We start from the raw sequence: 17,166 nt of genomic DNA, 5'->3' as shown, positions 1-17,166 counted from the left end.
AGAATTTCTTATCAACTTCAAATCCATAAGAATTTCTATTTAATTTCTTTCTTACTTCAATTCCTCATAGTTTTCCATTGATAATGGTCTTAGCTTCGGTTATTCCAATCTTCTAAAGACTGTGTCTCGTCGCTCCACATAAAACTTGCTTTTAATCCACAATTACCACATTCAAAAAATCTTACTCCGTTATATGAAACATTTGTGACTATTGGTGTTTCACAAAATGGACACCCCTTTACTTTAGGTCTGCATAAATCATGATATTTTCTCACTTTATTAATCTGCTGTGCTTTGTGTCTTTGCTTTTCTTGCATTTTCATATCTCCTTTTAAATGTTTCGGCTATTTCAATTAACGCATTTATAAAATTTTCTGTTCCACTATCTTTACCAAAAGTTTCATACAAAAATAACCTTGTTTCTAATTTATTTTCCAAATTTTTAATATCTATTTCATTTAGCTCCCTTTCAACCAAATCTATGTCAACAACTTCTTTCTCTACAGGCTCTCTTGCGTAATCCCATTTGTCAGGATTAATTTTTATAGACTCTTCATAAATTAATTTGTTTAGTTTACAGTCAAATATAGAACTTTTTACATCATCAATTTCTTTTTCTTTATCAATGACAAGAAATAAAACGCTTATATTTGTATCTTCAAATGCATTTCTAATTTCGTTTATCTCAACAAGATTATTTCCTACCTCTCGCCTAAATCTTAACTCCGTCTTTCTATATGCTACTCCTGGGAAGATTATAAAGAATCCGTATTTTTTAGAATATTTCAACCCTTTAAGTATAAATATATCGTCAAGTTTGCCAGACTTCTTCCATGGAAAGTCCATTGCTATATTTATTTTTTCTTTTTCACTTAAACTTTTATACTCTAACGAGAATGGCGGATTCATTAAAGTTACATCAGCTTCAATATCTTCATCAAACTCAAAGAAGCTCATATGGTAAGTAGTCACATTATCGTAATTTTCTGCAAGAGCTTCTAATGATTCATTCTGCACATCAACACCGTAAATGTGCCTAGCATCAAGGTATTGCTCTAATTGACCACTTCCCACCGCTCCATCAAATACACTTATAGCTCCTTTTACATACTCATTTATCTTGTCTCTACAATACTTTCTTAAATTATCTCCAGTAATGTATTCGGCTAATTTATTAGCTTTTTGCCTATTATTATGTTCCTTAAATTGTTTATTATTCCTTCTTTGTTCCATGATGACCACTCCTAAAATGGAATGCGACCTCTATCTTCTGTTGGGTCAAAGTCATCTGGATAGTCTAGTTGCTCTTCAAATGTTGCATTATTTGCAACGGTTGAGTTATTTCCATTTTGGAAATTACTGTCTTTCCAATCTATAAATTCAATATTATTAGCTAATACTTCTGTTATATAAACTCTTTGTCCATCTTTTTCATAAGAACTTGTTTGTATTCTTCCATTTACTAATACTCTTAATCCTTTTCCTGTATATTTAGTAATATTTTCTCCAAGTTTTCCCCAAGCAACACAGTTTATAAAGTCTGCAGTTGGTTGGTTTCTAGATTCCATCTCTTGTTTTTTTTCTCTTGATAGGTTTTTATCTACAGCTATATTAAATCTAACTACAGCTGTATTACCATTAGTTTGTACATATCTTATCTCTGGATCTCTGGTTAGCCTTCCAGTAAGCGCTACTATGTTTGCCATATTTTACTCTCCTTTTTACACTATATGTTGTGTTTCTTTTTACACTCTGTACTATATATATTTATTTTTTAGTCAAATTTGATATAATTTATAATGAGTACATCCTCCTAAGATAAACTTCTAACCAGGAAAGGAGGTTATATGGGAAAAGTTAAGGTAACTAGAGAAACTAAGTCTGGAAGAAACTTAAACTTTAAGGACACAACCTCAAATAGATACATGAATAGAAAAACCTTTGTAAAAGCAATTGAAGCTGGAAACTATAATAACTATCATATTAGGATTATAAATGGTGTTAAAACTCCTGTATCAAATCCTGATAAGTCTAATAAAAATAATTTAGGTTAGATCTAGTGGGATGTACTCAATTTTATAATCATTGTTTACTATTGTCTTTGGATAGGATATAGATGCTATTAAATTATCGTGAGTATCAGTAATGACTATTTCTTGAAACTTTTCATCACCAATCAATATTGGCAAAGGTTCTAATAACTGTTCTACGTCATCTATATATACATCTTTTAACTTCTCTAATTTCTTCAATGTCTTTTTACCACATGATATGTTTTTTTTCATCATTCCATCAAAATGAGATCTTGATATATTTATAAATCTGCAGAAATCACTTACTGATTTGAAATTATTGATTATAGTTTCTTGAACTTCGTCTTTGTCTAAATATCTTTTCAATTCCTATCTCCTAATCCCTATAATAATTTCTATACTGTTTTTCTAATTCTCTTCTAAATTTTTCTACTGCTTTTGTTGATTGAAGTTTCCAGTCAACAATATGCTTGCTAAGCCTTTCATCTTCTTGCACTCTTCTTCTTTCTCTAGATATTGAAGAAAATGAAGGAAGGTTATAATCTTTATAATTCAAAAAAGTATCAGCATTCATCTCATATCCTTTTAACCTTAATATCTCTAGATACAATAATTCGTCTTTATCTCGAGTACTTGGATAGTTTAATAAAACATATCCAACCAAATCTCTTAAATCTTTTAGATCTTTCATTTTTCTATTTCTCCTTGTTTTTAATTTTTATCGGTAACTTCTGGTTTAGTTTCATTTGAACGAACGCTTCTTTTTCTTTTACATCATCTCTTTTATCTTTACTGTGTAAATTTATATGATTATGATTTTTTGAATCATCATAATTCCCCTCTAGCACCTTGATAAAGTTATTAGGCTTTATAAACCAATCGAATGTAATCTTCCAAGATTTCTCATAGCCTTTTAAGAAACTAGAATTATTTATATTTCTAATGGCTTTTACTATGTTTTCTTTTCCATACTCATTTTCTCTAGCTTTTAATAACTTATATCTTTCAGTTCCTGAATTAATGTTTTGAATCTTAGGTATATTTTTATCCAGGTTATTCCATTCAGAAATGACATAATCGAATTGAGTGCTATGAGTACTCTTATTATCTTTATTATCTTTATTATCTTTATTATCTTTATTGTTCTTGTACCGTCTGCTGTCCGTCTGCTGTCCGTCAGTTGTACCGTCTGTTGTATCGTTTGTTGTACTATTTGTTGTTCGGCCACCTTGCCATTTGTCGTAATTTACAATGGTTATCATTGTTCCATATATTGTACTTTTTGTTGTCTCAATCATTGTATCGTTTTCGAGATATTCTAAAAATCTTCGAACCTTCCCTCTTGACCATTTCCACTCTTTTGATAAAAAATCTTCATTAGTTAGTCTTTGCCCTCTCTTAACTAAAATGTTTTTATTTTTTACGAAGACATAATTATCTTTCCAGTTGGCAAGCATTAATAAGTCTGTCCAAGCTTGTCCTTTACTAAAGGGTTCAGCTTTCCAAATAGGATGGTCTCTTATCTCTCTATTGAGACTGATATGCCCCATTCCATCTGTATTCATTCTTACTCCCTACTGTCGATTTCGTTTTCAAGCAATTTTACAATGATTTTCTGTTCTAACTCTTCTAAATCTTCCCCAAAACCAAAATACTCTCCGTGACAATATGTTATTCCTAACTTTCCGCTTTCGATTTTTGATTTTAAATTTTCAATAAATTCTTTTGAAATCTCATATTCTATTTTCATATTAGCTCCTACTCAATAACATCTTCTTCAACATCATCAACATAAGACCAATCTACATCGACAAATTTATCTTCATTTTTACTTTTGATATTTTCTTCATTCACAACTCTTTCATCTATAGCAGTTGCTTCTTGTAACTCAGTACTCATTGGAGCATATTTCAACACCTTTTTAAGTACAGTTTTCTTTGCCATTTCATCAAAATCAGTTTGCCATGGACCATTTCTATATGTTTTAGAAAACTTTTGAGCATGTTTTTCAACTTCTGCTCTTGTCATATATTCAAAACCTTGTCCGCCATTTATTAGGTTATAAACTGCATAATATCCAATAGCTTGTCCTCTATCTTCTTTCATGTTTGGGATATGTTTTAGCTTAGGGTTTAATCCATATTCAATATCAAATTCATCTTTTTCATAAACTATATTTGCTTGAATGTTTTTGTATTGATTAGTCCTATGAGCAAGATCTAGCATTCCCTTATAACCAACTTGGAATTGAACTTCCTTAATATTTTTCTTGCTATTGTTATAAGGTATTAAATAAGCTTGTCCTAATGGTGTGTTAGGTTCAAGTCCTAATTGTGCAGATTGCATCATTGCTGCTAAAAATGATGTAGGTTCACATTGTTGTAAATCTTTATTACCATTAAATGCAGTTAAAGCTATTCTTCTAAACCTTTCAGATTTTACATTTTCAGGAAGTGCTTTTTTTATCTCATCAGCCATTAAGGTTAGTAAATTTTCCATTGTTTGTTTTTCAGACTTTTTAACTGTATTATTTGTTTTGTTTTCTAATAATTCTTTTGCTTGTGCCATTTTAAGCTCCTTTATTATTTAATTTTATTGGTTCTAAATGTTCTAAATGTGCTTATTTTTAAGTATTTATCATATATATTTGGATTTTCTTCTCTTAGCTTTTTAGTATCAATTGACGTTCTAGTTTGAGTTTTCCAGGTAAACTTATATGAATCTGTAGTAGCTACTTCATAGTCTCCCATTTCTACTTGAATTTCTTGTTCTATCTTTTTAATTTGAGACTTTATTTCTTTCTCCATTTTCTTTAATTCTTCTAATCTTGTAAGTCTTTCTTCATCAATTAAAAGATCTATAGAATCTTCAATTCCGCCTTTATATTTTTGCCTTAACTCTTCAGAGTATGAGTCGCTTCCATCAGCTTCTGGTAATTGTTTTTTTAATACATTTTCAGTCCAGAAATTCTTTTCTAATTCATAAAGCATTTTAATTACATCTTCATCTCTTGGGATCTCTTTATATACAAATTTTTCATTTCCAATTAAAACTGCAATATATGCTTTGTCATATCCTCCTACCATCATGTAGTGATGACATTGCAATTCATAATGCACTGGAATGCTATCTTCTTCCCAGTCATCTTTAGCATACGAATTAGTAGTTTTACATTCTAAAACTGCATTTTCTCCAACAACTTCTCTGTCAACATTTGCTGACATAAAATCTTCTTTTATCATCATAAAATTATTTCTTCTTACTTTTTTACCTGTAGCTTCTTCAAATCGTTTAGCAACATAATCTTCTAAGTCTCTTCCTATTCTCATTCGTTCATTATCTTTAGAAACTAATTCTTTTTGTCCAGTTTTTTCTAAATATATACTTAATAAGCTTTTCCAAGGATTAAGACCTGCTATAGCTCCAGCATCTGATCCACCTATATATTTGCTTCTTGTACTTAACCATTCATCATGACTCATTTGTCTTGTATCAATTTTTTCTACCATAACTCTTTATCCCTTTCGTATTCGTATCTATCATCTGAATCGTCATATTCTTCCATCTCTTCATCTTCTTCTTGATAGTCATAAGGTTTAAAAAGCCAATTATCATAATCTCTTTCATAATTTCTCATTTGTATTCCTCCTAATTTCTGATATAATTAGGTTAGTAAGAGTGGAATTTTACTAACCATGAGTTGTCAAATACTCTTTGACAGCTCTTTTTTTTATTATTGAATTTCGCATCTTTCTAAAGCCCATGAAACCAATTCAGACAGTACTTCTTTATTGGTTTTATGTGTGCTTTCAGCTATCTCAATGACTTCTTTTGCAAGTTCAGAAGGTAGTCTAAATACTTGTTCTCCAGATCCATATGTTTTTACTTTTTTAATAATTAATGTTTCTTGATTTTTGTTGTCGCTCATTTATTCCCCTTACATCATGATTAAATATAAAAACCAAATACCAGCCATACTCCAACCTACAAATGCAAATCCACCGATTAATATTGATAATATTTGTAAAGTTGGATGCATTCTTTCAATTAAACTTCTACGTCTTTTTCTTCTTCTCATAATTCCCCCTTTAAGTACTTTTCTAGTCTTACTTTGTAAATGTAGTATTCATAATTTTGTTTATGTTTAACTGCGACTCCAAAAGGAAATACGCCTTGTTGAAGTGCAAATCTTAACCCTTGCTCTGATATGTTAAGTAGCTTAGCTGCTTCTTTTGTAGTGACTGTGAGAAATTCTTTCATCGTGTTCTCCTTTCTATATAATTTTGTTTATCTCCTGATATAATTAAATTATGGTATTGCAGTACCAAATAATTATAAGGAGGTGATATTATGAAAAATATAAAATTTAACAAAGAATCTTCATTGCGTTTAGCTTCAGAATTAGGTAAATTAGCATTAGAAAATGACTTATTTAATCATCACGCTAATCCAGAAGATACCGCTAAAGATATCGCTAATTTTATATTGACTTTGGCTGATGAATTATCTTCAGATAACCCATCTACTCAGCAAGTAAGATATTAGGATCTATTTCTATTAAAAGAGTACATGACAGTGTGTGCTCTTTTTCTAATTTATCTATCTTTTTTAATATCTCCTCTAATTTATTGACATCTGATACTTTAATTTTTATTTCAGTTCGTTTTATTACTTTACTCATCTCTTCCCCTCCTTTCTATTTATTAAAAGTTTGTCTCTAACATTTTTTTCACGATTTCAAGAGTTGTTTCTTTAATATTCTCAAGCAACTCTTGAAATTCTTTTTCTTCAATTTTCTTTCTTTTTACATGATAATCAGTTATTTTTCTCATATGGAATTTAATTATCACGAATCTAGTTATGATACTTGTTATTGTAGAGATAATTATTTCTTCCATTATTCCCTCCTACTCTTCATATAATTCCCACCAGTTAACATCAAATATATCTGCCATACTTCTTGCTAATTTAATCGGCATGTTTCTTCTTCCTTTTTCATAGTTTTGATATCTTGCTTCACTTATATTTACATACTTAGCTAATTTAGCTTGACTTAACCCTGATTTTTCTCTTAACATTTTTAACTTATCCACATTTTGTACTATTGACATATTTTTTCTCTCCTTATATAATAAAGTTATCCACAACTATATGTTGCGTTTAGTTTTGTTTTCTGTACTATATATTGATTTCCGCCTTAAAGTTATCAACATTTGGTTTGATTTCAAAGTTATCCACATAGGTTATGGAAATATTTTTGAAAGGAGTTTTATATGAAAACCTGTTTTTTAGTTTGTCCTATTGGGAGCTCCAACTCTCCAGATAGAATACGTTCTGATAAGCTTATGCGTTTAATTCTTCAACCTATTTGCGACGACTTAAAAATCAATCTAATTAGAGTTGATAAAATAAATCAAGGGACAAAGATTACTGATGATATACATCAACATCTTGACCAATCAAAATATTGTATAGTGGATATCACTAATCTAAACCCAAATGTTTTTTACGAATTAGGTTATAGAATCAGGTCAAACTTACCTACAATAATCATTAAATCTAACAATGATAAAAATACAATTCCTTTTGATATATCAGGCATTAGAGTTTTTACATATAGCTTCGATGTTGAAGATATTGAAGACTCTAAATCTAAAATCAAAGAAGCTTTAATTAATACACCTGATAGAATTGTTAAAGAAGTTTATAGCGGCCCAAATACTAAACTTACAGCACAAGAAATCGGTAATGGATATATTGCATTTAATGTTATAAATAAATGATTTTATTCTTTTTCATATCTTTCATCGCACTTGATAACCACTGTTGTTAGTAATAGCTTATTAACTACATTTTCTAAATAATCAAGCTCTTGTAAGTTTATTTTTCTAGCTTCAAGGGCTTTTTTTAATTCGTCAAATGCCTTTTTTAGTTCTTTATGTGCTACTGGATATGTTGTCATTGTTGTAACAAGCCTTACACTTAGGTCTTTATTCACCATATGTCTTTCTTCCTGCAAGCTATCAAAGCCTTGTAATTCTAAAAAGTTTCCCATTCTCACTCCTTTCTACATTAATGCTAAATATGATGTTGTTTTTTTAGATTTTGAATAATCTAAGAAATTAAGGCTATGTTTTTCATAGTCTTTTTTTATTTAAGCCATAAAGGTATAAAGTAAGTTTCAGTTTCCGCCCCTATAATCAGCATGTTCCCAGCAGTATTTATTTCGATTATTTCTTTTTCTGTATTTTCGATTTTTTCTTGTAAAACGCTTAAAGCTCTACATAAGTCTTTTTTACTTTTTCCATTCACTTTTATATTTAGTTCTATTGTTGAATCTTCACTTAGTATTAATTCGTTCATATCTTCTCCTTTTTTAGTTACTCCTTTGATATACTTTACTTAGGTGTTAATCACCAAGTATTATCGAAAGGGGGTTATTTTATGAAATATGTTTATGCTTGTTTAATTGGTGAATGGGTAAATCTTTCAACTGATGATACTGTCAAAATTGGTGAAGATAGAGTTTCTGCTGATCAATGGCTTAAAGAAAATCCAGAAGTCTTTTCTCCATATAAAAGAGATATGTATAATAATTATGAATATCTCGATTATGTCAATATTGAATATCAAGGAAAGAATTATCGCATAAACCCAGTTTTTATTCAGATAGTGACTTACTAGATTTAAGTCTTTCTAAAATAATTTCAATGTCCGAGTCGTCCAATTTTATTTGGTCGGCTCTTTCATTTTCTCTAAACATTACTGAATGATTCAATTGTGCCCAATCCCATTTAGTGAATTTTTTTCTAAAGTTTAGGTAATCTATTACATCTTGCTTATTCATATTGTCTCCTTTTGTTCAATCTTATTGAACTTTTAGTGTAAAAAAATAATCTGCTATTTCTTCTTTTGGAATCTTTAATAATTCACAAGCTTTAACTATTTCAGATTGTTTCCAGTCAACTTGATTGTCAAGCTTTAAGCTTACTGTTCGTTCAGACATTCCCATTGCTTTTGCAAAATTTCCTTGAGTGCCAAACTTTTCAATTATTCTTCCTTTTAGCTTATTTAAGTTATACAAAATATCCCCCTTTCTGTTCAATTTATTTGAACCATTTATATAGTATCAAAACTTTTTTACCTTGTCAACACTTTTATTCAAAAATAATGAACTTTTCTTACCTTTTTATAAATTTATCTTCAAAATACTTGAACATATATTCAAAACATAGTATTATAATATTAAATATATAAGTAAGGAAATATTAAAGTAGGAGATGCTATGAGAACTAATACTTCTATGAGATTAAAAGAAATAATGAACGATAGAAACCTAAGACAAGTTGATATATTAAGGAAAGCTGAACCATATTCTAAAAAATATAATATAAGATTAGCGAGAAATGATTTAAGTCAATATGTATCAGGTAAAGTTGAACCATCGCAAGAAAAGCTAACAATCCTTGCTCTAGCTTTAGGTGTTTCTGAACCTTGGTTGATGGGATATGATGTACCAATGGTAAAACCTAATAATGTTATTGATATAACTGATAGCTTAGCTAAGAAAATACCTATCCTAGGCACCATAGCCTGTGGCGAACCTATATGGGTTTATGAAAACTTTGATGGATACTTTGTTGCAGATACAAGTATAAAAGCTGACTTCATAGTAAAAGCTAAAGGCGATTCAATGATTGAAGCTGAAATTTACGACAATGACCTGGTATTCTTAAAAAAGGTTAGCGATGTTGATAACGGAAAAATTGCTGCAGTCCTTATAGATAATGAAGCAACACTTAAAAAGATTGTTAAAACTGATAATGCAATTATTCTACAACCTTGTAATCAAGATTATCAACCTATTGTCTTAACTAACAATGAAGATGTAATGATACTTGGTGAAATGGTAGGTGTGTATCAAATTAGAAATAGTTAAATATGTTGTCGGGGAGTAGATGGAAGATATAAGAATCTGTTGGATAATTGTAAACAAGTGGAAGTAAAGAAAAAGAGGTAAAAAATGAAAGTTATTGCTATAGCAAATAATAAGACAAATATATTTAATATTTTGGAGGTAAATAGGTATGTTGCTCAATGAAGAATATAAAGTAATCAAAATATTATCTAAATCTTCGATATTAATAAATTATGGTTTCAAACAAGGCGCTAAAAAACGACAAAGAGTTAGAATTGTAATAACTGGAGATGATATTGAATTCAATGATTATCATTATGGAACCTATGATTTTGTAAAAGATGAACTAGAAATAGATAAAGTGTTTGAAAATTTTTCTGAGTGTAAAAAATTTATTATGAAGCCTAGTCCTTTTACTAGAGATTTAAGCTCTATGACAAATGCTTTTTCTGAGTTTCTAGGCAATTCTAGAATTGAATCAGAACTTAATGTTAAAGAAAATGAAATAACTCCATTAATTGAAAAATTTAAGGAAATGGATGAAACTATACATCTTGGAGATACAGTAAAAATAATTAATATTGACAAATAATTTAATATATTTTATAATCTAAGTAGATGAAGAACAGCGCGAGGAATTATTCCTTGATGGCACTAAAAAAGGCACTCTACTTAAGGAGTGCCTTTTTTAGTTGGAGATAATAAATGAATGAACAAATTAAAAACTTTAAGACATATGATGAACAAATCCAAATACTAAAATCAAGAAATTTAATAGTAGACGACGTTGATAGAGCTAAAATTATTTTATCATCAGCAAGTTATTATGAATTAATTAACGGATATAAGGGATGTTTTGATATTAATGAAGATTATCAAAAAAAATATTCTTTAGAATTTTTAAACGCTTTTTATAATTTTGATCATGGATTTCAAAATATTCTCTTTTTACAAAGTATTTTTATAGAAACAAGTTTTAAGACATGTTTAAGTTATGTTATTTCTGAAAATTTCGGAATTTATCAAGATAAATATTTGAGCATTAATAATTTTAGGAAAATGAGAGGAAAAGGTGCTAAGGACAATTTTAAAAATCTAATTTCAAAAATAAAATATACATATAAAAAGCACTATGAAAATCCAAGAAAAAAAGTTGACCAACCCACATTACATTATATTTTAACAAAAGATCATATTCCTGCATGGATATTATTTAAAAATATTACATTCAATCATGCCATTGACTTATATTCATATTTAAAACCTGAAAATAAATTAGACGTAATAAAGTTAATTTGTCCTGATTTATATAATTCTATAAATATAAAAGACGCAAAACAAGTACAATCTCTTCAAAATTGCTTTATTAATTCATTACAATTAGTTAGAAAATTTAGAAATACAATCGCTCATAATCTGCAATTTATTAAATATAAATCTGGAAATTATAAATTAGATATTAATTTAGTTAAGAAGACCCCTCTTAATATCTTTGTAGATAATTATAATGGAGATGATAATAATATATATTCAATGATTATCTCAATACTTTTACTTACTAAGGATAAAACTGTACACAAAGATTTCTTAGAAAAAATTGATAACTATTTTAAACCTACAAATAACAGCCTTGATTATCTTTATATTAATGAATACCTAAAAATTAGTGAAATACCACTCACAATATTTGATAGGATTGAAAAATATTTAAAATAAAAAAAATCCCCTACCGCTCTCACCTGGTAAGGGATTGAATAAGAGTATATTGCTATACCCTTTTCACATTAAAATTATAGCATATACTCCACTTGACATACAAGAAAGGAGTATTTTTTATGGCTAAAAAACTTAGACTACCTAATGGATTTGGTAATATAGTTACTTTACCTGGTAGAAGAAGAAAGAAATATGCTGCAAGAGTTACCGTTGGTTATACTCCATGTGGCAAACAGATAAGAAAATATATTGGATATTATGAAAAATACGCTGACGCTTTAAATGCTTTATCAGAATACAATACCAATCCATATGATATAGATACTGCAAATCTAACGCTAGAAGAAGCATACGAAAAATACAAGAAGTGGAAATTTAGAGATATAAGCAAAAGCTCCATTGCTGGATATGAAGCAGCATTTAATAATATTCAAAGATTGCACAAATATAATCTAGTTGATATTACTACTAATGATTTACAAATAATCTTAGATGATGAAGAAATTGGTCATGGCATTAAGCGTAAAATAATTGTCCTATTCAATCAGCTATATACTTACTTTTCAGACGATATCCCAAACCTTAAGAAAATCACAAATAAAGCGAAACTAATTAATACAAAGGCAGATTTGAAAACTGAAGACAAAGTATTTAGTAAATTAGAAATAAAAACTCTATGGGATAATCTCGATAATTATATGGATCTAGATATAACACTTATACTTTTATATACAGGATTTAGAATAAATGAATTGCTAAACATTGAAACTGTAAATGTAAATCTTGAAGATAGATATTTAAGAGGAGGCAATAAAACTAAGGCTTCTATAAATAGAATTGTCCCAATCCATGATAAAATATTTGACTTCATAAAAAAAAGATATAATCCAAAAGAAAAATATTTATTTAGAAATAGACTAGGTGAAAGATACAAATATAGCAACTTCAAAAGAGAAAGGTTTGATAGACTAATGAATGACCTAAATATGAAGCATACCCCACACGATACAAGGCATACTGTAGCAACTACTTTACATGTAAATGGAGCTGATAAAATTGCCATAAGGCAAATACTTGGTCATGCTGCAAAAGATATAACGGAAGACGTATATACCCATGCAGATATTAAAGATCTACACAAAAATATTTCCTTGATTGACTATTGATATTTGTAACCTATGTGTGGCCTATTTGTAACCTATTAATGAAAATTATGGGCATTTGTGAGTACTATATGCATACAAAAACCGTTGGAATAAAGCCATTCCAACGGTTTGAAAAATGTATAAAATTATCTCTTTGAAAATTGTGAAGATTTTCTCGCCTTTTTGAAACCTGGTTTCTTTCTTTCTTTCTTTCTTGAATCTCTTGTTAAGAATCCAGCTCTCTTCAATACAGGTTTTAATTCTTCATCAGCTTCTAGTAAAGCTCTAGCAACACCATGTCTGATTGCACCAGCTTGACCAGTAAATCCACCACCTTTAACATTAACTTTTACATCATATTGACCTAATTTTTCTGTTAATTGTAAAGGAGATTTTGCTAATTCTTTTAATGTTTCATAACCAAAGTATTCTTCGATATCTTTACCATTAATTGTAAATGTACCTTGTCCTGGTAATAGTCTAACTCTTGCTACTGCAGATTTTCTTCTGCCTGTACCGTAAAATTGATTACTCATTTATCCTCCCTTAAATTTCTAATGGTTCTGGATTTTGTCCACCATGTACGTGTTCTGGTCCAGCATAAACCTTTAGTTTCTTAAACATTTGTCTTCCTAATGAATTTTTTGGTAACATACCCTTAATTGCATGTTCTAAAATTCTTTCAGGATTTTTTGCCAATACTTCTTTATAAGGGATTTCTCTTAAACCACCTGCGTAACCTGTATAATGTTTGTAAAGCTTTTGTTCTGCTTTATTACCTGTTACTCTGATTTTGTCTGCATTGATGATTACTACATAATCACCAGTATCTACGTGTGGAGTGTAAATTGGTTTATGTTTACCTCTTAAAATAGAAGCTACTTTTGTTGCTACATCACCTAATACTAAGTCTGTAGCATCTACAAGGTACCATTTACGCTCAACTTCACTATGTTTTGCTAAAAATGTGCTCATTTTTCCTCCTAATTCTTTCTTTATATCTAGCCTCAAATATTTGGAACCCGCATTTGAGGTTGCGGATTTTGTTTCTTCGACGATTTCTTTTTCGCACATCGACGCTGCGAATTTGGTATCGTAGATATCTAAAAAGAATTTGGATCCTTTTTTAGATACTCAAATATTATACCTTTTATATAAGTCTTTGTCAAATATTCTAGTAGTTTACTTTAATCAAATATAGTCCTTCAGGACCATATGTTTTAGCAGCTCTTTCAACTTTATTATCAAATATTTCATCTATATATGAAATTTCTCTAAAACCTCTTCCTATATCGATTAATAAACCTGTCATTATACGAATTTGATTGTGTAAAAAGCTCTCTGCTATATATTCAAAACAAATATCTTCATTTTCTCTATATATATTTATTTCATCTATTTTTCTTATTGGATTTTTATCTTCTCCCCATTTCATAAATGCAGTAAAATCGTGTTTTCCTAGCAATTTTTTGGAAGCAAGCTTCATTTTTTCTAAATCTAAATCCTTTGATATATATGTTTTATATTTTCTATAATATGGATATTCATACTTACCATTTGAAACAATATATCTATAAATCTTTGATTTAGCATCAAATCTTGCATGAAATTCCATATCTACATCTTTTGTCTCAATAATTTCAATATCTTTTGGAAGATGTCTTCTTAAATGGTATTTAAAAGAAATCCCTGGTAAATCAGATTCTATAAAAAAATTGGATATATGCTCTTTTGCATGCACTCCAGCATCTGTACGACCGCAAGGTATTAAATTTACCGTCTTTCCAGTGACTTCCTTTATGGCTCTTTCTATTTCACCTTGAACTGTTCTTTTATCAGGTTGTCTTTGAAATCCATAAAACTCACTTCCATCATATGAAATATTAATCAAAATATTCCTCATATTATTTTCCCTATTACTATTAGAGCAATAAATAGAATTATAGTCCCAATTAAAACTAACCAATCTACTCTATTCATAACCAGAGGATTTAATCTTGTTCTACCCTCTGATCCCTTATATCCTCTAGCTTCCATTGCTGTTGCAAGTTCTGATGCTCTTCTAAATGAATTTATAAATAAAGGAACTAAAAGCGGTATCATGGCCTTCGCTTTTTTTAGAACATTTCCAGAATCAAATTCTGCACCACGGGCCAATTGTGCCTTACGTATTTTATTTGCCTCATCAAATAATGTAGGTATAAATCTCAAAGCTATTGAAATCATCATGGCTAGTTCATGAGCGGGAAATCCAATCACTTTTAATGGGCTCATAATCTCTTCTAAACCATCAGTAAGTTTTGTAGTACTTGTAGTTAAAGTTAGATAAGAAGTCCCTATAACGAGCATTATTAGCCTTATACCTATATATAAAGCTCTTTGTATACCTTCATATGTTATAGTTAATTTCCAAATACTTGCTACTTCTCTACCTGGTGTAGAAAATATATGAATTACTGTAGTAAATAGCAATATAAATATTATAGACTTTAGTGATTTTAATATATTTAGAAAACTTAGATTAGCTAATTTAACAACCAAATACACAAATATAAAAAGTGGAATATACAGTAATAAATTATCTATCATGAATAATGTAATCATGTAAAATATTACTAAAATAAGTTTGACTCTAGGATCTAATCTATGAATTAATGTATTTCCTGGAACATATTGTCCAAGTGGCATATTATTCATGCTTACCTCCTATTTGTCTCATAATTTGATTGTATGCTTCTTCAACTGTTAAAATCACCTTATCAAATTTATATCCTTTTTCTTCAAGTAATCTTGTAGCTTTTGTAATTTGAGGTATATCAAGTCCGATGCTTTCTAATTCCTTTTCTCTTCTATAGATATTTTCAGGAATGTCATCAGCAAATACCTCACCGTCATTCATAACAATAACTCTATCAGCTAAATTCGCAATATCTTCCATGGAGTGAGAAACTATGATTACAGTTATATCTTCATTTGATTCATATATTTTTCTTAGCTCTCCTAGTATCTCATCTCTACCTTTTGGATCAAGTCCTGCTGTTGGTTCATCAAGAATTAGATACTTTGGTTTCATCGCTAATATTGAAGCTATAGCAACCCTTCTTTTTTGTCCACCAGATAATTCAAAAGGAGATTCATCCTTGAATTTTTCATAATCTAGTCCTACTAATTGCATAGACTCTTTTACTCTTTTTTCTACTTCTTCTTCACTTAGTTCTAAATTTTTAGGCCCAAATGCTATATCTAAAGCTATAGTTTCTTCAAATAATTGATATTCTGGATATTGAAAAACTAATCCAACTTTTTGTCTAATTTTCTTTAATTCTGACTTTGTTTCTTCTGATACTAGTTGGCCATCTACTGTAACTTTTCCACTTGAAGAATATAATAGACCATTAAATAATTGAACTAATGTTGATTTACCAGAGCCTGTGTGTCCGATTATACCAATAAATTCATTTTTATTAATTTGTAAATTTATATTTTTCAGCGTCATATCATCGCCATTACCATAATCAAAATTGACATTCTCAAGTTTTATACTCATAACGCGTCTACTAACTCCTCAATACTCAATATATCATTTGAAATATTTACTCCATTTGATTTTAGTAAATATGCAAGTTCTGTAACTTGGGGTACATCTAGGCCAAATTGTTTTATTAAATCTACTTTAGAAAACACTTCTTTAGGAGTGCCATCTAAAACAATTTTCCCTTCATCAATAACTACTACTCTATCTGATAGTACCGCCTCATTCATATAATGAGTTATATTAATAATTGTTTTATTTTGTTCTTTATTTAATTTAATAGCATGTTCCATAACTTCTTTACGACCATTAGGATCAAGCATAGCTGTTGGTTCATCAAAAACAATAATTTCAGGATTCATAGCTAGAACTCCTGCAATTGCTACTCTTTGTTTTTGACCACCTGATAACATATGAGGAGCATGTTTTCTATACGAAAACATGCCCACAGTTTCAAGTGCTTTATCAACTCTTTCTCTAAGTTCTGGATTAGGTATTCCTAAATTTTCTGGTCCAAATGCCACATCTTCTTCTACAACAGTTGCTACAATCTGATTATCTGGATTTTGAAATACCATTCCTACTCTTCTTCGTATTTCCCATACATCTGTAGATTTTGTATCTAATCCATCTATTATTACATCACCATCATTCGGTAAAATCTGTGCATTCATCAATTTAGCAAGTGTTGATTTTCCTGATCCATTCTTTCCTAGAATTGAAACAAACTCACCATCTTTTATTGTAAGATTAATGTCATTTAATACATTTTTCTCTTCTTCTTCATTATATTTAAATTTTACATTCTTTATTTCTATCATT

Annotated in this window: 33 protein-coding genes; 8 read left to right on the top strand and 25 right to left on the bottom strand. The window is 29.3% G+C overall.

Features of this window, described 5'->3' with window-relative positions:
• Positions 1–279: 279 nt before the first annotated feature.
• Both G534_RS07585 and G534_RS0101070 read right to left on the bottom strand, forming a co-directional pair.
• Positions 280–1,233: an N-6 DNA methylase gene (locus G534_RS07585; protein WP_051177365.1), complete on the bottom strand. Its 954-nt coding sequence runs from the start codon at positions 1,231–1,233 to the stop codon at positions 280–282.
• A gap of 11 nt (positions 1,234–1,244) precedes the next feature.
• Positions 1,245–1,706: a single-stranded DNA-binding protein gene (locus tag G534_RS0101070; protein ID WP_027347475.1), complete on the bottom strand. Its 462-nt coding sequence runs from the start codon at positions 1,704–1,706 to the stop codon at positions 1,245–1,247.
• A gap of 141 nt (positions 1,707–1,847) precedes the next feature.
• Between G534_RS0101070 and G534_RS0101065 the strand changes: the two genes are divergently transcribed.
• Entirely contained in the window at positions 1,848–2,054 is a 207-nt protein-coding gene (locus G534_RS0101065; RefSeq protein ID WP_027347474.1) for a hypothetical protein, read from the top strand.
• On the opposite strand, the gene G534_RS0101060 is transcribed toward G534_RS0101065, so the two are convergent.
• The 10 genes from G534_RS0101060 to G534_RS0101010 form a co-directional block, all read right to left on the bottom strand.
• Positions 2,046–2,399, bottom strand: coding sequence for a hypothetical protein (locus G534_RS0101060; protein WP_027347473.1), 354 nt, complete (start codon positions 2,397–2,399; stop codon positions 2,046–2,048). The two genes, G534_RS0101065 and G534_RS0101060, sit on opposite strands and share 9 nt — an antisense overlap.
• 10 nt (positions 2,400–2,409) lie before the next feature.
• Positions 2,410–2,724: a hypothetical protein gene (locus G534_RS0101055; protein ID WP_027347472.1), complete on the bottom strand. Its 315-nt coding sequence runs from the start codon at positions 2,722–2,724 to the stop codon at positions 2,410–2,412.
• Between the two features lie 4 nt (positions 2,725–2,728).
• On the bottom strand, positions 2,729–3,598 hold the full coding sequence (locus G534_RS08305; RefSeq protein ID WP_051177364.1) for a hypothetical protein: 870 nt from the start codon (positions 3,596–3,598) through the stop codon (positions 2,729–2,731).
• Positions 3,599–3,600: 2 nt separating this feature from the next.
• Positions 3,601–3,783 (bottom strand): hypothetical protein, encoded by a 183-nt coding sequence (locus G534_RS0101040; protein ID WP_027347471.1) that lies wholly within the window; start codon positions 3,781–3,783, stop codon positions 3,601–3,603.
• Between the two features lie 8 nt (positions 3,784–3,791).
• Positions 3,792–4,601, bottom strand: a complete 810-nt coding sequence (locus G534_RS0101035) for a recombinase RecT (protein ID WP_027347470.1) — start codon at positions 4,599–4,601, stop codon at positions 3,792–3,794.
• 14 nt (positions 4,602–4,615) lie between these two features.
• The gene (locus G534_RS0101030; RefSeq protein ID WP_027347469.1) at positions 4,616–5,542 is read right to left on the bottom strand and encodes a YqaJ viral recombinase family nuclease; all 927 of its coding nucleotides are present in this window, start codon (positions 5,540–5,542) and stop codon (positions 4,616–4,618) included.
• A complete protein-coding gene (locus G534_RS08875) occupies positions 5,536–5,670 on the bottom strand; it encodes a hypothetical protein (RefSeq protein WP_276195769.1) in 135 nt (44 codons plus the stop codon). The genes G534_RS0101030 and G534_RS08875 overlap by 7 nt, the downstream gene beginning before the upstream one ends.
• Positions 5,671–5,766: 96 nt before the next feature.
• On the bottom strand, positions 5,767–5,961 hold the full coding sequence (locus tag G534_RS0101020; RefSeq protein ID WP_027347468.1) for a hypothetical protein: 195 nt from the start codon (positions 5,959–5,961) through the stop codon (positions 5,767–5,769).
• Between the two features lie 9 nt (positions 5,962–5,970).
• A complete protein-coding gene (locus tag G534_RS08655) occupies positions 5,971–6,111 on the bottom strand; it encodes a hypothetical protein (protein ID WP_156896553.1) in 141 nt (46 codons plus the stop codon).
• Complete coding sequence (locus tag G534_RS0101010; RefSeq protein ID WP_027347467.1) at positions 6,108–6,293, bottom strand: helix-turn-helix domain-containing protein; 186 nt, start codon at positions 6,291–6,293, stop codon at positions 6,108–6,110. The genes G534_RS08655 and G534_RS0101010 overlap by 4 nt, the downstream gene beginning before the upstream one ends.
• Positions 6,294–6,383: 90 nt before the next feature.
• Here G534_RS0101010 and G534_RS0101005 point away from each other — a divergent pair, with 90 nt between their 5' ends.
• Entirely contained in the window at positions 6,384–6,578 is a 195-nt protein-coding gene (locus tag G534_RS0101005; protein WP_027347466.1) for a hypothetical protein, read from the top strand.
• On the opposite strand, the gene G534_RS08650 is transcribed toward G534_RS0101005, so the two are convergent.
• The 3 genes from G534_RS08650 to G534_RS0100990 are packed head-to-tail and all read right to left on the bottom strand — an operon-like array spanning position 6,556 to position 7,144.
• Positions 6,556–6,714, bottom strand: coding sequence for a hypothetical protein (locus tag G534_RS08650; protein WP_156896552.1), 159 nt, complete (start codon positions 6,712–6,714; stop codon positions 6,556–6,558). The genes G534_RS0101005 and G534_RS08650 overlap by 23 nt on opposite strands.
• A 22-nt stretch (positions 6,715–6,736) precedes the next feature.
• Complete coding sequence (locus tag G534_RS0100995) at positions 6,737–6,931, bottom strand: hypothetical protein (protein WP_027347465.1); 195 nt, start codon at positions 6,929–6,931, stop codon at positions 6,737–6,739.
• 9 nt (positions 6,932–6,940) lie between these two features.
• On the bottom strand, positions 6,941–7,144 hold the full coding sequence (locus G534_RS0100990; protein WP_034595814.1) for a helix-turn-helix transcriptional regulator: 204 nt from the start codon (positions 7,142–7,144) through the stop codon (positions 6,941–6,943).
• Positions 7,145–7,306: 162 nt separating this feature from the next.
• Here G534_RS0100990 and G534_RS07575 point away from each other — a divergent pair, with 162 nt between their 5' ends.
• Positions 7,307–7,816 carry a hypothetical protein gene (locus G534_RS07575; protein WP_051177363.1) on the top strand — a complete coding sequence of 170 codons (510 nt, stop codon included), beginning with the start codon at positions 7,307–7,309 and terminating at the stop codon, positions 7,814–7,816.
• Between the two features lie 2 nt (positions 7,817–7,818).
• Here the strand turns inward: G534_RS07575 and G534_RS0100980 are convergent, their stop codons facing one another.
• Positions 7,819–8,088, bottom strand: coding sequence for a hypothetical protein (locus tag G534_RS0100980; protein ID WP_027347463.1), 270 nt, complete (start codon positions 8,086–8,088; stop codon positions 7,819–7,821).
• A 95-nt stretch (positions 8,089–8,183) separates the two neighbouring features.
• The gene (locus tag G534_RS0100975) at positions 8,184–8,396 is read right to left on the bottom strand and encodes a hypothetical protein (protein ID WP_027347462.1); all 213 of its coding nucleotides are present in this window, start codon (positions 8,394–8,396) and stop codon (positions 8,184–8,186) included.
• 81 nt (positions 8,397–8,477) lie between these two features.
• Between G534_RS0100975 and G534_RS0100970 the strand changes: the two genes are divergently transcribed.
• Positions 8,478–8,717, top strand: coding sequence for a hypothetical protein (locus G534_RS0100970; RefSeq protein WP_027347461.1), 240 nt, complete (start codon positions 8,478–8,480; stop codon positions 8,715–8,717).
• Here the strand turns inward: G534_RS0100970 and G534_RS0100965 are convergent.
• A complete protein-coding gene (locus G534_RS0100965; protein WP_027347460.1) occupies positions 8,695–8,880 on the bottom strand; it encodes a hypothetical protein in 186 nt (61 codons plus the stop codon). The genes G534_RS0100970 and G534_RS0100965 overlap by 23 nt on opposite strands.
• A gap of 21 nt (positions 8,881–8,901) precedes the next feature.
• Positions 8,902–9,117: a DUF739 family protein gene (locus tag G534_RS0100960; protein WP_240470406.1), complete on the bottom strand. Its 216-nt coding sequence runs from the start codon at positions 9,115–9,117 to the stop codon at positions 8,902–8,904.
• 201 nt (positions 9,118–9,318) lie between these two features.
• Here G534_RS0100960 and G534_RS0100955 point away from each other — a divergent pair, with 201 nt between their 5' ends.
• From G534_RS0100955 to G534_RS0100940, 4 genes are all read left to right on the top strand, one after another.
• Entirely contained in the window at positions 9,319–9,972 is a 654-nt protein-coding gene (locus tag G534_RS0100955; protein ID WP_027347458.1) for a LexA family protein, read from the top strand.
• Between the two features lie 148 nt (positions 9,973–10,120).
• Positions 10,121–10,543: a hypothetical protein gene (locus tag G534_RS08300; RefSeq protein WP_051177362.1), complete on the top strand. Its 423-nt coding sequence runs from the start codon at positions 10,121–10,123 to the stop codon at positions 10,541–10,543.
• A 113-nt stretch (positions 10,544–10,656) separates the two neighbouring features.
• On the top strand, positions 10,657–11,667 hold the full coding sequence (locus G534_RS0100945; RefSeq protein ID WP_027347457.1) for an Abi family protein: 1,011 nt from the start codon (positions 10,657–10,659) through the stop codon (positions 11,665–11,667).
• A 119-nt stretch (positions 11,668–11,786) separates the two neighbouring features.
• Complete coding sequence (locus tag G534_RS0100940; RefSeq protein ID WP_027347456.1) at positions 11,787–12,833, top strand: tyrosine-type recombinase/integrase; 1,047 nt, start codon at positions 11,787–11,789, stop codon at positions 12,831–12,833.
• 125 nt (positions 12,834–12,958) lie between these two features.
• On the opposite strand, the gene rpsI is transcribed toward G534_RS0100940, so the two are convergent.
• The 6 genes from rpsI to G534_RS0100910 all read right to left on the bottom strand — a co-directional run bounded on the left by rpsI (position 12,959) and on the right by G534_RS0100910 (position 17,165).
• Complete coding sequence (gene rpsI / locus G534_RS0100935; protein WP_027347455.1) at positions 12,959–13,348, bottom strand: 30S ribosomal protein S9; 390 nt, start codon at positions 13,346–13,348, stop codon at positions 12,959–12,961.
• Between the two features lie 10 nt (positions 13,349–13,358).
• Positions 13,359–13,787: a 50S ribosomal protein L13 gene (gene rplM / locus G534_RS0100930; RefSeq protein ID WP_027347454.1), complete on the bottom strand. Its 429-nt coding sequence runs from the start codon at positions 13,785–13,787 to the stop codon at positions 13,359–13,361.
• Positions 13,788–13,986: 199 nt separating this feature from the next.
• Entirely contained in the window at positions 13,987–14,703 is a 717-nt protein-coding gene (truA, locus tag G534_RS0100925; protein WP_169513538.1) for a tRNA pseudouridine(38-40) synthase TruA, read from the bottom strand.
• An 8-nt stretch (positions 14,704–14,711) separates the two neighbouring features.
• A complete protein-coding gene (locus tag G534_RS0100920; RefSeq protein WP_027347452.1) occupies positions 14,712–15,509 on the bottom strand; it encodes an energy-coupling factor transporter transmembrane component T family protein in 798 nt (265 codons plus the stop codon).
• Positions 15,502–16,359 (bottom strand): energy-coupling factor transporter ATPase, encoded by an 858-nt coding sequence (locus G534_RS0100915; RefSeq protein WP_027347451.1) that lies wholly within the window; start codon positions 16,357–16,359, stop codon positions 15,502–15,504. The genes G534_RS0100920 and G534_RS0100915 overlap by 8 nt, the downstream gene beginning before the upstream one ends.
• Positions 16,356–17,165: an energy-coupling factor transporter ATPase gene (locus G534_RS0100910; protein ID WP_027347450.1), complete on the bottom strand. Its 810-nt coding sequence runs from the start codon at positions 17,163–17,165 to the stop codon at positions 16,356–16,358. The genes G534_RS0100915 and G534_RS0100910 overlap by 4 nt, the downstream gene beginning before the upstream one ends.
• Position 17,166 lies beyond the last annotated feature (1 nt).

The organism is Helcococcus sueciensis DSM 17243, from assembly GCF_000423145.1.
Taxonomy (GTDB): Bacteria; Bacillota; Clostridia; order Tissierellales; family Peptoniphilaceae; genus Helcococcus; species Helcococcus sueciensis.
The sequence above is the reverse complement of the archived record's forward strand: the minus strand, read 5'-3'. Positions and strand labels throughout refer to the sequence as shown.

Coding starts and splice junctions, on each gene's coding strand:
- G534_RS07585 (WP_051177365.1), bottom strand. CDS start 1,233: ATGGAACAAAGAAGGAATAATAAACAATTTAAGGAACATAATAATAGG.
- G534_RS0101070 (WP_027347475.1), bottom strand. CDS start 1,706: ATGGCAAACATAGTAGCGCTTACTGGAAGGCTAACCAGAGATCCAGAG.
- G534_RS0101065 (WP_027347474.1), top strand. CDS start 1,848: ATGGGAAAAGTTAAGGTAACTAGAGAAACTAAGTCTGGAAGAAACTTA.
- G534_RS0101055 (WP_027347472.1), bottom strand. CDS start 2,724: ATGAAAGATCTAAAAGATTTAAGAGATTTGGTTGGATATGTTTTATTA.
- G534_RS08305 (WP_051177364.1), bottom strand. CDS start 3,598: ATGAATACAGATGGAATGGGGCATATCAGTCTCAATAGAGAGATAAGA.
- G534_RS0101040 (WP_027347471.1), bottom strand. CDS start 3,783: ATGAAAATAGAATATGAGATTTCAAAAGAATTTATTGAAAATTTAAAA.
- G534_RS0101035 (WP_027347470.1), bottom strand. CDS start 4,601: ATGGCACAAGCAAAAGAATTATTAGAAAACAAAACAAATAATACAGTT.
- G534_RS0101030 (WP_027347469.1), bottom strand. CDS start 5,542: ATGGTAGAAAAAATTGATACAAGACAAATGAGTCATGATGAATGGTTA.
- G534_RS08875 (WP_276195769.1), bottom strand. CDS start 5,670: ATGAGAAATTATGAAAGAGATTATGATAATTGGCTTTTTAAACCTTAT.
- G534_RS0101020 (WP_027347468.1), bottom strand. CDS start 5,961: ATGAGCGACAACAAAAATCAAGAAACATTAATTATTAAAAAAGTAAAA.
- G534_RS08655 (WP_156896553.1), bottom strand. CDS start 6,111: ATGAGAAGAAGAAAAAGACGTAGAAGTTTAATTGAAAGAATGCATCCA.
- G534_RS0101010 (WP_027347467.1), bottom strand. CDS start 6,293: ATGAAAGAATTTCTCACAGTCACTACAAAAGAAGCAGCTAAGCTACTT.
- G534_RS0101005 (WP_027347466.1), top strand. CDS start 6,384: ATGAAAAATATAAAATTTAACAAAGAATCTTCATTGCGTTTAGCTTCA.
- G534_RS08650 (WP_156896552.1), bottom strand. CDS start 6,714: ATGAGTAAAGTAATAAAACGAACTGAAATAAAAATTAAAGTATCAGAT.
- G534_RS0100995 (WP_027347465.1), bottom strand. CDS start 6,931: ATGGAAGAAATAATTATCTCTACAATAACAAGTATCATAACTAGATTC.
- G534_RS0100990 (WP_034595814.1), bottom strand. CDS start 7,144: ATGTCAATAGTACAAAATGTGGATAAGTTAAAAATGTTAAGAGAAAAA.
- G534_RS07575 (WP_051177363.1), top strand. CDS start 7,307: ATGAAAACCTGTTTTTTAGTTTGTCCTATTGGGAGCTCCAACTCTCCA.
- G534_RS0100980 (WP_027347463.1), bottom strand. CDS start 8,088: ATGGGAAACTTTTTAGAATTACAAGGCTTTGATAGCTTGCAGGAAGAA.
- G534_RS0100975 (WP_027347462.1), bottom strand. CDS start 8,396: ATGAACGAATTAATACTAAGTGAAGATTCAACAATAGAACTAAATATA.
- G534_RS0100970 (WP_027347461.1), top strand. CDS start 8,478: ATGAAATATGTTTATGCTTGTTTAATTGGTGAATGGGTAAATCTTTCA.
- G534_RS0100965 (WP_027347460.1), bottom strand. CDS start 8,880: ATGAATAAGCAAGATGTAATAGATTACCTAAACTTTAGAAAAAAATTC.
- G534_RS0100955 (WP_027347458.1), top strand. CDS start 9,319: ATGAGAACTAATACTTCTATGAGATTAAAAGAAATAATGAACGATAGA.
- G534_RS08300 (WP_051177362.1), top strand. CDS start 10,121: ATGTTGCTCAATGAAGAATATAAAGTAATCAAAATATTATCTAAATCT.
- G534_RS0100945 (WP_027347457.1), top strand. CDS start 10,657: ATGAATGAACAAATTAAAAACTTTAAGACATATGATGAACAAATCCAA.
- G534_RS0100940 (WP_027347456.1), top strand. CDS start 11,787: ATGGCTAAAAAACTTAGACTACCTAATGGATTTGGTAATATAGTTACT.
- rpsI (WP_027347455.1), bottom strand. CDS start 13,348: ATGAGTAATCAATTTTACGGTACAGGCAGAAGAAAATCTGCAGTAGCA.
- rplM (WP_027347454.1), bottom strand. CDS start 13,787: ATGAGCACATTTTTAGCAAAACATAGTGAAGTTGAGCGTAAATGGTAC.
- G534_RS0100920 (WP_027347452.1), bottom strand. CDS start 15,509: ATGAATAATATGCCACTTGGACAATATGTTCCAGGAAATACATTAATT.
- G534_RS0100915 (WP_027347451.1), bottom strand. CDS start 16,359: ATGAGTATAAAACTTGAGAATGTCAATTTTGATTATGGTAATGGCGAT.
- G534_RS0100910 (WP_027347450.1), bottom strand. CDS start 17,165: ATGATAGAAATAAAGAATGTAAAATTTAAATATAATGAAGAAGAAGAG.